General features: G+C 55.2%; 12 protein-coding genes and 1 pseudogene. 4 read left to right on the top strand and 9 right to left on the bottom strand.

The window, feature by feature from the left end:
• Nucleotides 1-5 precede the first annotated feature (5 nt).
• The 7 genes from ACILP3_RS04360 to ACILP3_RS04390 form a co-directional block, all read right to left on the bottom strand.
• A complete protein-coding gene (locus tag ACILP3_RS04360) occupies nt 6-1,259 on the bottom strand; it encodes an N-succinylarginine dihydrolase (RefSeq protein ID WP_395615447.1) in 1,254 nt (417 codons plus the stop codon).
• Nucleotides 1,259-2,290 carry an arginine N-succinyltransferase gene (locus tag ACILP3_RS04365; protein ID WP_395615448.1) on the bottom strand — a complete coding sequence of 344 codons (1,032 nt, stop codon included), beginning with the start codon at nt 2,288-2,290 and terminating at the stop codon, nt 1,259-1,261. The genes ACILP3_RS04360 and ACILP3_RS04365 overlap by 1 nt, the downstream gene beginning before the upstream one ends.
• Nucleotides 2,287-3,495: a hydrolase gene (locus ACILP3_RS04370; RefSeq protein WP_395615449.1), complete on the bottom strand. Its 1,209-nt coding sequence runs from the start codon at nt 3,493-3,495 to the stop codon at nt 2,287-2,289. Before ACILP3_RS04370 ends, ACILP3_RS04365 begins: the two co-directional genes overlap by 4 nt.
• A gap of 51 nt (nt 3,496-3,546) precedes the next feature.
• On the bottom strand, nt 3,547-4,368 hold the full coding sequence (gene rsmA / locus ACILP3_RS04375; RefSeq protein WP_395615450.1) for a 16S rRNA (adenine(1518)-N(6)/adenine(1519)-N(6))-dimethyltransferase RsmA: 822 nt from the start codon (nt 4,366-4,368) through the stop codon (nt 3,547-3,549).
• Nucleotides 4,368-5,384: a 4-hydroxythreonine-4-phosphate dehydrogenase PdxA gene (pdxA, locus tag ACILP3_RS04380; RefSeq protein WP_395615451.1), complete on the bottom strand. Its 1,017-nt coding sequence runs from the start codon at nt 5,382-5,384 to the stop codon at nt 4,368-4,370. Before pdxA ends, rsmA begins: the two co-directional genes overlap by 1 nt.
• Nucleotides 5,384-6,724, bottom strand: a complete 1,341-nt coding sequence (locus ACILP3_RS04385; RefSeq protein WP_395615452.1) for a peptidylprolyl isomerase — start codon at nt 6,722-6,724, stop codon at nt 5,384-5,386. The genes pdxA and ACILP3_RS04385 overlap by 1 nt, the downstream gene beginning before the upstream one ends.
• A 106-nt stretch (nt 6,725-6,830) precedes the next feature.
• Nucleotides 6,831-8,990 carry an LPS-assembly protein LptD gene (locus ACILP3_RS04390; RefSeq protein ID WP_395615453.1) on the bottom strand — a complete coding sequence of 720 codons (2,160 nt, stop codon included), beginning with the start codon at nt 8,988-8,990 and terminating at the stop codon, nt 6,831-6,833.
• A 249-nt stretch (nt 8,991-9,239) separates the two neighbouring features.
• On the opposite strand from ACILP3_RS04390, the gene ACILP3_RS04395 reads away from it, so the two are divergent.
• The 3 genes from ACILP3_RS04395 to ndk all read left to right on the top strand — a co-directional run bounded on the left by ACILP3_RS04395 (nt 9,240) and on the right by ndk (nt 11,632).
• On the top strand, nt 9,240-10,697 hold the full coding sequence (locus ACILP3_RS04395; protein ID WP_395615454.1) for a leucyl aminopeptidase: 1,458 nt from the start codon (nt 9,240-9,242) through the stop codon (nt 10,695-10,697).
• A 12-nt stretch (nt 10,698-10,709) separates the two neighbouring features.
• Nucleotides 10,710-11,141, top strand: a complete 432-nt coding sequence (locus ACILP3_RS04400; protein ID WP_395615455.1) for a DNA polymerase III subunit chi — start codon at nt 10,710-10,712, stop codon at nt 11,139-11,141.
• A gap of 68 nt (nt 11,142-11,209) precedes the next feature.
• A complete protein-coding gene (gene ndk, locus ACILP3_RS04405) occupies nt 11,210-11,632 on the top strand; it encodes a nucleoside-diphosphate kinase (protein ID WP_125230003.1) in 423 nt (140 codons plus the stop codon).
• A gap of 137 nt (nt 11,633-11,769) precedes the next feature.
• Here the strand turns inward: ndk and purN are convergent.
• Nucleotides 11,770-12,336: pseudogene (gene purN / locus ACILP3_RS04410) on the bottom strand (phosphoribosylglycinamide formyltransferase); the annotation flags it as partial.
• Between the two features lie 123 nt (nt 12,337-12,459).
• Nucleotides 12,460-13,566: a phosphoribosylformylglycinamidine cyclo-ligase gene (gene purM / locus ACILP3_RS04415; protein WP_395615456.1), complete on the bottom strand. Its 1,107-nt coding sequence runs from the start codon at nt 13,564-13,566 to the stop codon at nt 12,460-12,462.
• 40 nt (nt 13,567-13,606) lie between these two features.
• Between purM and ACILP3_RS04420 the strand changes: the two genes are divergently transcribed.
• Nucleotides 13,607-14,683 (top strand): heavy-metal-associated domain-containing protein, encoded by a 1,077-nt coding sequence (locus ACILP3_RS04420; protein WP_395615457.1) that lies wholly within the window; start codon nt 13,607-13,609, stop codon nt 14,681-14,683.
• Nucleotides 14,684-14,696 lie beyond the last annotated feature (13 nt).

Genomic DNA, 14,696 nt, shown 5'->3' on the forward strand with positions numbered 1-14,696 from the left:
GGCGGTTAGGCGAGCGCAACGAGATCGGTGGCCTCCAACAACGCAAACCGCGCCAACCGGACCTTATCCAGCAAATCGGGATCACCAAGCTGGTCTGGCGTGATGGTTTCGGGCCAATGCGTGGCAACGACTTCCTTTATGGTGTCCAGCTTTGTCGCATCAGCCATGAAGCGTTGATCAACCGTCGCGGGATCGGCAACAACGCGCAGACGCAAGCAGGCCGGACCGCCGCCATTTGCCATCGATTGGCGCACGTCCACAGGTACAAGCCTGCGGATGGGGCCATTACCGTCGATCATTTCGGTCAGCCAGCCCCAAACCCGCGCATTTTCTTGCGCTTCATTGGGCAGGATAAGCGCCATGCCGCCGTCGGGCAGTGTCACCAACTGCGCATTGAATAAATAGCTTTGAATGGCGTCTGCGAGGCTAACGCGGTCTGCTGGTACGATGATAATCTCTGCCTCAGGCATAAGCCGTTTGACATCGGCATAGACCTGTTCTGGGTTCTCAAACGCGTGTTCATGCGTGAAAAGCACGCGTTCATTTGCCACGGCGACGACATCATTGTGAAACGCGCCAGCGGCGATGGCGATTTCGGATTGTTGCACGAACAAAGTTTTGGCCGGATTAAGCCGGTGCGCGCGCGCTATAGCTTTTGACGCCTCAATATGTTGCCGCGCAGGGAAGGGGCCGCCGGTTTTGCCATAGACAAATATTTCGATACCCGCTGCATCATGCGATGCACATAAACGCATGAAATTGGCTGCACCTTCGTCGCCAAATGGCGCTGGTACCGGTCCATGCACGGCAAAATGCCCTTCGTTCGCGAAAGCCAACTGCAACTGCGCTAAAGTTCCTGTCCACTCATGGCTTCGGTGAGCCATGGTGAGCAGGTTTGCCGCCGAAAGATGGCATTTACCATCGGCTGTGTCCGGTGCAGGCGAGACGGTAGCTGCGTTTGCCGCCCACATCGAGGAAGCCGAAAAAGCGGCAGCCTGAATATGTCGCTCTGCCGATTGCATATCGGTCGCAAGCCCGCTGAGCCAATGGTGGTTTGGTCGGTCGAGCGGCATGAAGAATCCTTGTGCCAGCCCAAGACCAATGTTGGCGCGCATCTTCTCAATGCCCTGCAACGCCGCAGCTCTGGGGTAAGATGTCGCGCCAGCGTTGTTTGACGATGCCAAATTTCCAAGGCTGAGCCCCGCATAATTATGGGTTGGACCTATGATTCCGTCAAAATTGATTTCGACCAAAGCCATTAAGACCGCTCCACATAAGTCACCTGATCACCTACCGAAATATTCAGCGCCTGCGCACATTCTGCATCCATAATGACGTCATCGCCGCGATCATCAATCCAGCCATAAGCTGCCTTAAATGCGTGCAAGCGGCCTATGGTAAGCAACTTCTTTTGGTCGATATTCTGTTCGCCTGCGGAATGGCTTATCTTTGTTATCGTCACATCCTTTGCCTCGCGGATGCTCCGAATTTGGTCAGTGCGGGCGGTCATTGTGGGGCCGCCGTCAAAAATGTCGATGTAATTTTCCCACGCGAATCCCTCATTTTCCAACATACGCATGGCCGCGCGGCCAGAAGGATGTGGCACGCCAATAACGGTCTTTGCGCTTTCCTGAAGCATGGCGATATACACTGGATGCTTGGGCATGAGATCGGCGATGAACTGGTTGCCGAACTTCGCATTAAATTCGTCGGCCTCTTGAAAGCTCATTCCGAAAAAGCGTCCGGCAACACCATCCCAAAAAGGAGAGCCTCCCGCTTCGTCAATCACGCCGCGCAATTCGGCAATAGTTCTGTCCGCGAACCTCTCGCGATGGTTGCGAATGAAAAGATAACGGCTGCGCGCAATCAGCATACCTAGCCCGCCAGCGCGTTCACCGGGGTGCAGGAACAAGCCGCCGACTTCGGTAGTGCCTTCAAGATCAGTAGAGAGGTTGAGAATGTCCGCCCGGAATGTGCGTTCCAATTCCACACTGTGCTGGGTCAACGCGCCGATGCGATAGCTATAAAATGGCCATCTCTGGCCGACTTTGCCGAAGATCTGGCAGGTGCCGCGCACTTCGCCGGTGAGGCTGTTCTGCAATACAAACACATATAGGTCGTCGGCAACATCATCCCCCACACGGTCAAATCCAGCGGCAGACCGTTCCAGCTTTTCGGACAACGCTTTCTTGTCCGGTGGTAAGTTCGTGAAACCACCGCCGGTGCGTTTCGCCATTTCGTAAATCGGTTGCAAATCGCCCATATTCGCCGGACGGATGAGGAAAGTCATAAGGCCCCTTTTTCTGATAAACGCATGATGGTCAGTGCGGACAATTGTGCGCGCTCGGTCAGGCTTTCGACGACGAGGAATTCATCCTTGCTGTGAATATTGCCACCGCGGACGCCCATCGTATCGACTACTGGGACGCCGCAGGCCGCGATGTTGTTACCATCGCACACACCGCCGCTGGAGCGCCAGGCGATGGATAGACCAAGATCAGCACCACATTGTTTGACGAGGTCAAATAGCTTGGCGGCTTCGTTGTCGATTGGCTTGGGTGGGCGACCAAAACTGCCATGCAGATGGGCGCGCACATCATGTTCGCGTTCGATGTCGGCGATGATCCGATGCAAATCAGCCTCGGTTTGTGTCACAATATCCGGAGTGCGTGGCCGGAAGTTCACGCGCAATATTGCGTGATCGGGCACGACATTATTCGGACCGCCACCTTCGATTTTGGCCGGGTTAACCGATAGCCCTTCGCGCGAGAGCCGCTTGAGGCGAAGCGCGAGATCCGCTGCCGCCAACAACGCATTGCGGCCATCATTGGGGTTGCGCCCGGCATGCGCTGACAAGCCGGAAAAAATGATGGAGAAATTGCCACTCCCGCCACGTGCCCCGGCCAGCGTGCCGTCGGGCAGTGCAGGTTCATAGGTCAACGCTGCCAACTTGTTCTGCGCAAGCTTGGCAATCAGTTTTGCAGATGAAGGTGAGCCAACTTCCTCATCGCTGTTAATGAGGACTTGGTATCCTGTACGCGAAAAGTTTGTAGAAAGTTCCACCGCGCGCAATGCGGCGAGCATGACGGATATGCCGCCTTTCATGTCGGCAACACCGGGACCATTTAGGACGCCGTCATCTAACCAGCGCAGCTTCTGAAATTCATGGTCCGCAGGAAAAACCGTGTCCATATGACCCGTAAGCAACAATTGTGTTGGCGCATCAGGGCGCACCGTGACCAACAGATGCTGCCCATGCGCCACAGTTTTGATGGATCCGTCGGCTAGCACGCGGTCGACCGGTTCGGGATTAACCAGAGCAACTTCGCCAGGAAGAACCGAAAACGCATCAGCCAGCATTTTCGCGGTCGTCGCTAAGCCAACGAGATTGCTTGAGCCGCTGTTCACCGCGCACCAGCTTTGCACTTGGTCAAGCATGGAGCGCTGTTGAATTGTTTCAAGAACCTGTCGTTCGCTGTCGATTAGCGTATGCATGATCTGATCTTAGCTTTGGTCGCTTAAAAGGACCACCCCTAGCGTATGGGATTATCCAACTTCCCGTGCGAGCGCGCACCATTCGGCTATATTAATGGTTTCAGGACGGCGATCTTCGGCAATGCCGGTTTTATGGAGTGCCGCTAAAGCGCCAGGGACGCCTTTAAGGCTTTGTCGCAGCATTTTGCGCCTCTGACCGAAAGCGGCACCCGTCAGATTTTCCAAAACGGACATTTTAACGCCACTTGCCGCGTCCTTGGGCGTGATGTGCACTACGGCGGACATGACCTTTGGCGGCGGGGTAAAAGCGGAGCGATGGACTGGCATTGCAATTGACGCATTCGAACGCCACTGCGCCAAAATCGCTAAGCGGCCAAAAGCGCTGGTGCCAGGGGAGGACACTATCCTGTCAGCAACTTCGCGCTGGAACATAAGCGTCAGGCTTTTCCACATTGGTGGCCATGCATTGCCGCTAAGCCAGCCAACGGCGAGCGCCGTCCCCACATTGTAAGGCAGGTTGGAAACGATGTGAAATGGCGCGCCGATTTCGGCAAAGGGATCGATTTTGAGGGCATCCCCTTCAATAACGCGCAATTGACCGGGAAATGCTTCCGCTAGCTCGGCGAGCGCCGGTAAGCAGCGATGGTCGCGCTCTACGGCAACAACATTTGCGCCAGCGCGTAACAGAGCCCTTGTAAGACCACCGGGACCTGGTCCTACCTCATACACATGCTCGCCCGCCAACGGGCCGGGAATAGCTGCGATACGATCCAGCAGCTTCTCATCAAAAAGGAAGTTTTGGCCAAGTGCCTTGCTGGCAGACAGGCCATGGCGGGCAATGACGTCCCTAAGTGGGGGCAGCGAAACCGTCATCAACCCACATCGGCGGTGGCAAGGCGGTGTAATGCCGCTGATTCCGCCATTTTGATTGCTGCGATCATGGAGTATGGCAGTGCTTTGTTCTGGCCAGCGATACTGAAAGCCGTGCCATGATCTGGTGATGTCCTAACGACGGGCAATCCAAGAGTGATGTTAACAGCATCATGGAAATACAGCGTTTTCAGGGGTATAAGTGCTTGGTCATGATAAGCGCATAAAGCTGCGTCATATTGTGCGCGCGCCTCGGCATGAAACATCGTGTCGGCGGGCAGGGGACCAATGACGTTGAATCCTTCGCTCCTGATCTGCGCAATGGCGGGCTCAAATATTTCAAGCTCTTCGCGACCCATATGGCCAGATTCTCCGGCATGGGGGTTGAAACCAGCGACCGCGAGCCTTGGATTTTCTATGCCAAAATTGCGTTGCAATCCCTTTGCCGTGGCGCGCAGGCGTTGACGGATCAGCCGAGCGTCCAGCGTTGTTGCTACATCGGCCAGCGGGATGTGTGTCGTCATCGGGACCACGCGCAGGTCCGGGCCAGCGAGCATCATAATCGCATTATTCTTGGCTACGCCGCAGCGTTCGGCAATAAATTCAGTCTGGCCGGGATGCGTAAACCCAACGGCATAAAGCTGCGATTTGGAAACGGGGCCAGTGACCAAAGCGGCGGCGCTCCCTGCCCGGGCAAAGCCGATTGCCATTTCTAGGGCTTGGTAGGCACAATGCGCGCCGTCCAAGTCCGGAACGCCTGGTACGACCGAAAGGCAGTTGTGCAGTTGAATAACGGGCAGTGCCGTGTCGAAATGTTTGAACGTATCCGCCGGGTCTTCAATTCGGACAACCGGGCCGTGCCAGTGCGGGGCGAAACTTCCAATGTCGCCAATGGCAAAGAAAGGCGCCAAGCCAGAGGCGTGGCGGGCTTCCCAGGCTTTTCCGATAATCTCCGGCCCGATACCAGCCGGATCACCGACCGAAACGGCCAGCGGCAGTTCCAATCGGCCCAGCGGCATCAGTTATATTCGATAACAGCATCACGGCGCAAATCGCGCAGGTAGATGCGGGCGCGTTTGTTCACGCGCTCTTCTTCCAATCGCGACATGATTTCGTCAAAACTCTCTGACGCGGCCTCTTGTGGCGCGTCGCGACCACATAGGACGAACACGCGAACGCCATCTTCCAAAGAACCATAAGGTGGCGTTGATTGGCCAACCTGTAAATCGAGCATAACCTGCTGTAATGGAGCAGGTAATTCGCGAATTTTGATGCCGTCTCGGTTAACCACATCAGCGCCAAGTTTGCGTGCCATCTCGTCCGCGACCCCGCAGCCCGAGATACGTTGCGTTTCCTCGCTGAATGTCTTGATCAATGGCGTCACCTGAGCTTCAGTTGTGCCCTTCGGAAAGTTGATTGCAATTTGCTTCAAACTTAACAGGGAGTCGCGCGGATCAGAGGTTGCCACCTGGCGTTTATCGATCAGTAACAGGATGGAGATACCACCAGGCGATGCCACAGCGTTCACCTCGTTACTGTTCATGCCAGCTGCTGCCGTGGCCAGCGACTGTGGTAATTGCGCGAGCGACAACCAACCGAGATCCCCGCCGACGGATGCAGTGGACGCTTCAGAAAACTGACGGGCGTAAGCTACAAAATTGCCGCCTTGGCGCAATTGATCGATTATTTTTCGCGCGTTTTCTTGCACTGACGGCAAGGTTTCGGGCGTGGCCGCCAGATAGATTTCGCCCAAGCGATATTCCGTCGTACCCTTGGTTGCCTTAATGCGTTCAATGATGGCGTTCACTTCGTCGTCGCTTACATTGGCAGATGGGCGTACATTGCGCGAAAGCAGTCGGCTCCAAGAAAGCTCGCCCTTAATTTGACGCTTGAGTGTTGCGACTGAGGCACCAATGGATACCAGATATTTTTCGACCTCGTTTGCTGGACGGTTGAAATTCTGCTGGGCGACACGGTCAAAATATTGGTTTACTTCAGCATCTGTGACTTCAATTTCATTGGCCGCTGCCTCTTGGATCTGCAGTGTTTCATCAATCAAATTCGTCAAGATTTGTGCGCGAAAACGGGCCAATTCTTCCGGTGGTAATTTATTCTCATTCGCGGCTACGATGAGCGCAAGGCGATGATCAATGTCCGTGCCGGTGATGATTTCACCATTTACCTGCGCAGTTGCACGACGCACATTGGGGTCGTTTTTGCCGAACAATTGCTGTCCTTCGGGTATATCCAAATTGGGCTCAGAGGCCATAGCATCAGAGGCCGTTTGCGCAATTAATGGTGTCAATGCCGTGGCGGAAACGAGCACGGCAGCTAAGGACAGGCGCGTGAATAACTTCATTGCTATTGATCCAATACAGTATCAGTTTCGGACAGCTAGATAGCCAATGCCTGCTGAACAACAGATGATCGGCCAGAAACCCGTCAGAATATTTCTTAACGACGCCTTACACACCCAGATTACGAAATGCCAGACGGAACAGGAAGCTGTTGCCGCGCTGGGAATCGCCCACAGGCTGATAGTCACGCCGCCACGTTAGGCTTAACGATAAGCAATCATCATCATAAGAGACGCCAAGCCTATGCCGGATTGGGTCGAAGCCATCCGAGACGATTGTGGGGTCTTCGTTAGTGCCGGTAAGGTCAAGAATGGTCGATCCAAAAACCGACCAGAAGCGCGCCAAACGGACACGACCAGCGAGCCGAATTTCTTCGCGGTCATTCAAATCTTCTAGCGTCGGACCAATGTTGCGGTTCAACTTAAGATAGCCAGCTTGCAAATACGTTCCGCGCGAACCGACTGTGGCGTCGATTTCGTTACGCCGGATGGCCAAATTGTCCTTATCCAGTCTGAAACGGTGGGTTAGCTTTAGGATGTTTTTAAAGCGAAATTCTGAACGGCCAACTATGTCTGATGCTTTGTCCGAAAGTCCTGTCCCATCAGGGAAGATCGAAGTTCGGTTGGACAGGTGATAGCTTTGACCCAAATTGACATCAGCCGTAAAATCGGTCTTCCTTAAGGCCCAGTCGAAGCCATATGTCACCCGATAACCATCTTCGAACCGGTCATAGCCCGGAAACCGGTTCAGCGCGAAAAGGTTGCTATCCTCAAGGTCGACGGCACGCGAATCTTCGTTTGGAATCTTCAGATTGCTAATGGCCGGTGCTGCCACGACCTGAACGCGCGGCGTGAAAATCTGCGTACCGCCAAAGGCTTGTCCTACGAAAGGCCATTTAACGTCTGCCGCCGCTAAAAATATGCTGCGCGTTTGCCAGCCGGTTTCACCGCGGTAAATCGCTGTAAGCGTGCTTGCATTATCATTACTGTTGTAGACATCACCGCGTGCAAGCACATTAAAGCTTACTTCTTGACCAAGGCCATTAATTGTCCGCAAGTCCCATTTGGCAGAAGCAAAGGCCCGTTGCGTGTCTTGTCCCTCTGTGCGGGCAATGGCTAGGCTGTTCGCCTGAAGCTGGAAACTTCCCCCAACCACCGGCGCATTGATACGCAAGCGGTAATCTATTTCGGGCAGCGCAATCGGCGCAAGCCCTTGCGGGTCGCCCGTACGCAAGGTCTGCACAGCCCAGCCTGACAATGAAAAGTAGCTGTTCGCCCCGATGCGCTCCGCCGAAAATGTCGAACGCAGCCTATCGTCGCGGCTTATGTCATAGCGCCGAAGGAATGTCCGGTCGGATGCATAGCGACCGGATGCCGAAACTGACCAATAGGGGTCGAATTGAAATCGGCCAGCACCCTCTAGATATCCGCGAAATACACTCGACCCAACAGAGGTTGCGACTTCGCTCGTGCTAATACGGTCGCTATATGTGCCATATGCCGTCAGGTCGACCGCACCATATTTTTCCAATGATCGAAAATTCACGCGGCCCAAAGGTGCCGCATCGGAAAATGCGGTGACCGAACCGGTTAAATCCCGATTTTGGGTGATGCGCCAATAATAAGATTGCTCCAGCTCAACGCCGTTGTTGCGGGAGAAACCAATGCTTGGGACGAGAAAGCCGCTACCCGCCTTTGTGCCGACAGGGTGTGACAAAAACGGAAGGGGTATAACGGGCAACCCGAATAGCTCAATTCGCGCACCTTGGTAGACGACGCGTTTCTTGGCGGGGTCGTATATCACCTTTAAGGCCTTTACTTCCCAGCTTGGCTTTTTCGGGCAGCCATCAGCGGTTTCGACCTTACATGCCGTATATGCTGCGTAATCGAGCGTATACACGCCATCTTTGCGTGCGCCGCGATTGGCTGCCAAGCGGCTTTCGTCGGCCAGCACCACAAGCATATTGTTAATGACGCCGTCTTTGAGGGCATCGGTAAGTTCAATTTTATCGCCATAAGCGATATCGCCATCCGGCCCTATGGCCCGAATATTGCCTTCGGCCAAAACTTGACCGGTGGTGCGGTTCCAGACGATATTATCCGCGTAAATCTTATAGCCTTCCCGACTGGCAATTACGTTGCCTTTGGCGGTCACTATCTCTGTGTTGGAATCATATTCAACGACCGCCGCGGCAAATCCGATCTGGTCGCTGGTCTGCTGCGGCGCGGCAGCAGGAGTATCGCTTTGGGCCATTGCAATGGTCGACAATGAGCCGCATCCGAGCAATATCGGCATAAGCAGAATGCGAAGAAGGGTGGGCCGGGGGGCGGGAATAATCATAAAAACCAATATGCCCTTTATCGCCGCTATTGCCGTGGGTCCACCCATGTTGCCACGCACAGCATTATTTGCGGCTAAGCGCTGGCATGTTTGCACCATCTTTTGCTTTAATCGGAACGGATAATAGGCCTATAGAAACGTCAAACATGACACCCAGCGGAAAGGCTGTTTATTTCCATGAAAATCAATTTTATCGATGCGCGCCCTCAAGCTGCCGACGTGCTCGCCTTTATCGTCACCAAAAGCAGCTTTGCCGATTTTGAATTTCCGTTGGAAAAAACGGAGATGATTCACGCAACTGCAAAGCTTGCGCGGTTTGAAGGTGCGGCGGGGCAAAACTTCCTGTTGATCAACGAACAAGACGGCAAGTTGGTACGCATCATGCTGCTTGGCGTGGCGGAAGGTGAGGCGGCGGATTACCAGAAAATTGGCGGAGACATTATCGCCAAGGTGCAGACATCGGGCGCAAAGCATATTGCCGTTCATGGGGCTAATTTGACCGCACAACACGCGGCAGAGGTTGCTTTTGGCGCGACGCTGCGCAACTGGCGGATGGACAAATACCGCACCAAATTGCCCGAAACGTCAAAGCCGACGGTGGAATCGTTCACCGTCGTTGCTGCGCCTGCAGAGGCCAGCGCGCATTGGACAAGTTATCAAGCGATCGCGCAAGGCGTTGCCCTGACTAAGGAATTAGTGACTGAGCCTGCAAACATCATTTATCCAGAGAGCTTTGTTGACCGTTGCCAGCATTTGAAAGAGCTGGGCGTCGAAATCAGCGTGCTGGATGATAAGGATATGGCGGCGCTTGGCATGGGGGCGCTGTTGGGCGTGGCGCAAGGATCTCGTCGCCCCGCACGACTGCTGGTGATGAAATGGGATGGTACTGGTGGCGCTCAGGAACGGCCAGTCGCCTTGGTCGGCAAGGGCGTGACGTTCGATACAGGTGGTATTTCCATTAAGCCAGCCGCAGGCATGGAAGATATGAAATGGGATATGGGCGGCGCGGGCGCGGTTGCAGGTGCCATGAAGGCATTGGCGGGACGTAAGGCCAAGGCCTATGTCGTTGGCGTCTGCGGCCTTGTGGAGAATATGCCCGACGGTAATGCGCAACGTCCCGGTGATATTGTGACGTCCATGTCGGGCCAAACGATTGAGGTGTTGAACACCGATGCAGAAGGCCGCCTTGTTTTGTGCGACGCGCTCCATTGGGTGCAGGAGAATTATAACCCAGAATATATCGTCGATTTGGCGACACTGACAGGCGCGATCATTGTGTCGCTTGGTAGTGAATATGCAGGGCTATTCTCGAACAGTGATGAACTTGCCGATAAGCTGACGGCGGCGGGTAAGGCATCGGGCGATCCCCTGTGGCGCTTCCCCTTGTCAAAGGCTTATGACAAAATGATCGACAGCCCGATTGCCGATATGAAGAATATCGGCGGGAAAGGCGCAGGTTCCATTACCGCCGCGCAATTCTTGGGTCGCTTTATCAAGGACGGCGTGAAATGGGCGCATCTTGATATCGCTGGCACGGTGTGGGCCGACAAGCCGGGTCCCGTGTGGGACAAGGGCGCAACCGGATTTGGCGTGCGTTTGCTTGATCGCTTCGTCGCCGACAATTTCGAAGGCTGATGTAGCCGCATCATGCAGGTCGATTTCTATCAGCTCACCCGCGATCCTGCTGAAAAAATACTTGCCCTCATCGCCCAGCGTATATTGGACGATGACGGACGGTTATTGATTGTCAGTGACGACGAAGCGCAATTGGACGCCATATCGTCCGCGCTTTGGACAGCAAAGGCGGACAGCTTTCTCGCGCATGCCAAGGCAGGCGAGGGGGAGGATGCCCTGCAACCCATATTGCTGTCCCATGATGTCGAAGCTGCGAATGAAGCGCGGTTTGTGGCCATTGCCGATGGAAACTGGCGCCCGATTGAAAAAGAATTCGATCGCATTTTTTACCTCTTTCCGCCCAGCCACACCGACAATGCGCGCGCGGCATGGCGAAGCTTAAGCGATGGGGTGGAGCGGCGTTACTGGAAACAGGACGGTGGTAAATGGGTGCAAGGCCCATAAAGCTTGCCAAAAAGAGCAAGCGTCGTTAGACGCGCGCCAAATTCACCCCTATATATTTGGAGCATCTCATGGCGGTTACGCGCACATTTTCGATCATCAAGCCTGACGCAACACGCCGCAACCTGACAGGTGCCGTGACCAAGATGCTTGAAGAAGCTGGCCTGCGCGTTGTGGCTTCAAAGCGCATTCACATGTCGCGTGCACAAGCCGAAGGCTTTTACGCCGTGCACAAAGAACGCCCGTTCTTTGGTGAACTGGTTGAGTTCATGATCAGCGGACCAGTGGTCGTGCAAGTGCTTGAAGGCGAAAATGCCATGCAGCGCAACCGCGACATCATGGGCGCGACGAACCCTGAAAATGCGGAACCCGGCACGATCCGCAAGGAATTGGCCGAAAGCATCGAAGCCAACACCGTCCATGGTTCCGACAGCGACGAAAACGCTGCCATCGAAATCGCTTACTTCTTCAAGCCAGAAGAGATTGTTGGGTAACCCAGCCGATATACGCGATGCCCCGACTTGCCTGACGTAATCAGGTAAGTCCGGTGTCATTAGCCATGGGATGATACTTCATCCGCTGCAGGCTGTGCGAGGGTGCGGACTTGCGCCTTCGGCTATTACGTATTGGTATCGCGCGCGACAAAATCGGCCAGCGTCTTGGGGTATAATTGATACTCCGCCATTTTTACGCGGTCGGCGAGCATATCTGCTGTGTCGCCGAGCAAAATCGCCACCTCGATTTGGCCAAGCACGGGGCCATCGTCCAGTTCCGCCGTGACCAAATGCACGCTGGTCCCCGCGACTTTGTCTTTGGCATCAATAGCTCTTTGATGGGTGTGCAGGCCCTTATACTTTGGCAGCAAAGAAGGGTGGATATTGAGCATGCGTCCATCCCATTTTGTGACGAATTCTGTGGACAATATCCGCATATATCCAGCCAAAGCGACATAGGCGGCACCGGCTTTAACGATCGCGTCATGCATGACCGCGTCATGCGCGGCACGATCAAGGCCGATATGTGACGCCGCAAAGGTCGGAATGCCCTCTGTTGCGGCGATTTTTAGCCCCTCTGCGTCTGGGTTGTTGCTGGCGACCAGAATGATTTCATAGGGGCAGCTTGGCAACTTAGAGGCATATAACAACGCTGCCATATTCGTGCCCGCGCCGGAGATGAGGACGGCAACTTTGGCTTTCATTTGCTCCCCCCTCCCGCAGGCGGGAGGGGTCGGGGGAGGGCTTCCACATTAAACGCTGCAAGCGAACCTTCGGTTCGCCCCGCCCCTAGCCCCTCCCGCAGGCGGGAGGGGGATAAAGGTAGTTTAGCCCACATAAGTCGCAGTCCAATCGGATTGCGCGCTCCATGTTTCGACAGAGCCCGTGACGGTGCAGCCTTTGTCGCCTGCTGCAATGTGACCGATGTTGAACACCGTCTCACCAGCGGCCTCAAGCGCAGTTGTCACATCTGCTACATCGCCTTGCGCAACCACGATAGCCATGCCGATACCACAGTTAAATGTGCGCGCCATTTCCTCTGGCTCGATATTTCCCTGTGCTTGCAAAAACGCCATCAGGCGCGGCTGCGTCCAAGCATCCGCGTTGACATGCGCATGAAGCCCAGCTGGCAAAATACGCGGGATATTCTCAAGCAAACCGCCGCCCGTAATGTGCGCCATCGCGTGGATTTTGCCCGTGCGTACCAGCGGCAGCAAGGATTGCACATAGATTCGGGTCGGCGCCATCAGCGCGTCAATCAGGATGATATTCTGGTCGAACAGGGCGGGGCGATCCAGCTTCCAACCCTTGTCCGCCGCAAGCCTGCGCACCAAGGAAAAGCCGTTGGAGTGCACACCCGAAGATGCAAGGCCCAAGAAGACGTCGCCCGCTTCAACTTTGTCTGCGGTCAGAACCTGGTCGCGTTCCACCGCGCCGACGCAAAAGCCAGCAAGGTCATAATCGCCATCGGAATACATTCCGGGCATTTCCGCGGTCTCGCCGCCGATCAGCGCGCATCCAGCCAGTTTGCAGCCCTTAGCGATACTGGCCACCACAGATGTCGCAACCGCATTGTCCAGCTTGCCGGTCGCATAATAATCAAGGAAAAACAGCGGCTCTGCGCCTTGCACGATCAGGTCATTTGCGCACATCGCAACGAGGTCGATGCCGACGCCTTCATGCCGTCCCGATTCTATCGCAAGCTTCAGCTTCGTGCCGACACCGTCATTTGCGGCCACAAGCAAGGGGTCATTAAACCCTGCTGCTTTCAAATCGAAGAACCCGCCAAATCCGCCAAGGTCCGCGTCCGCACCTGCACGACGCGTTGCTTTGGCCAGTGGCGCAATGGCGCGCACCAGGGCATTGCCGGTTTCGATGGAAACACCCGCCTTGGCGTAAGTGTAGGATTCTGAGCTTTGATCTTTTGCGTCCATTTGTCGCCGTTAGCGAGAACAAGCTTGGAATTCCACGTCTATGTCGCCTAAAGGTGACGAGATGATAAATTTGCGTAAGAATTGGTTCCGCATTGCAGCAATCGGCGCGCCTTTGGCGCTGGTCGGCGGTGGCATCGTCGTTGCGCAGATTGAGGGGCCAAAGCGCGGTATTGCGCCGATTGCGAGCGCCGGCGACTTTGAAGTTACCGGCGTTTCGGTCAACGTGGTTGGCGACAATGCCTTTGAAGCACGAAAAAAGGGGTGGGAGCAGGCGCAGCGCATTGCATGGGCGGCGTTGTGGCGCAAAACCCATAATGAAGTAGGGGCTGGCCTGTCCGATTCGACATTGGACGGCATCACTGCCGCCATTGTTGTGGAACAGGAACAAATTGGTCCACGCCGTTATGTTGCAAAGCTGGGCGTCTTGTTTGACCGTGCGCGCGCCGGTCAGTTGCTGGGCGTCAGTGGCGTTGCGAGGCGATCTGCACCATTGATGTTGTTGCCCGTGACTTATTCCGCAGGTGCACCCACGGTGTTTGAACAGCGCACATCATGGCAGCGAAGCTGGGCCAAATTTCGGACCGCAGACAGCACGATCGATTATGTCCGCCCAAGCGGGGCAGGTGGCGAGTCGCTTTTGTTGAACGCAGGCCAACCGGAACGCCGTAGCCGCATTTGGTGGCGCACGATTCTTGACCAATTCGGTGCGGCGGACGTTATCATTCCCATCGCGCGGATTGAACGGCAATGGCCGGGTGGTCCAGTCATAGGGCGTTTTTCGGCGCGCTATGGTCCCGATAACAAGTTTCTGGGTGCATTCACGCTGCGCACGACGAGCAGCGCTGGCATTCCTGCGATGATGGATCAGGCGGTGATGCGGATGGATCAATTGTTCCAATCAGCCTTAGCCTCAGGGCGCCTGCGGGCGGATGCATCGCTGGTCCTTGAACCCGAAGTGGTTGAGGGCGAGGATTTGGAAGGGGAAGTCGAAGACGCTGCGGCTTTGGATGAAACTGGCGCACCATTGCAGGATTCCGCCGTGCCATCGCTTGATGACGTTGTCAGATCGATTGTGCCAGAGGGGCAGGTCCCTTCCGCGCCTCAACCCCGGCCATAAGCGTATTGAGCGG

Origin of the sequence: Sphingorhabdus sp., from assembly GCF_044239665.1 — a bacterium.
Classification (GTDB): domain Bacteria; phylum Pseudomonadota; class Alphaproteobacteria; order Sphingomonadales; family Sphingomonadaceae; genus Sphingorhabdus_B.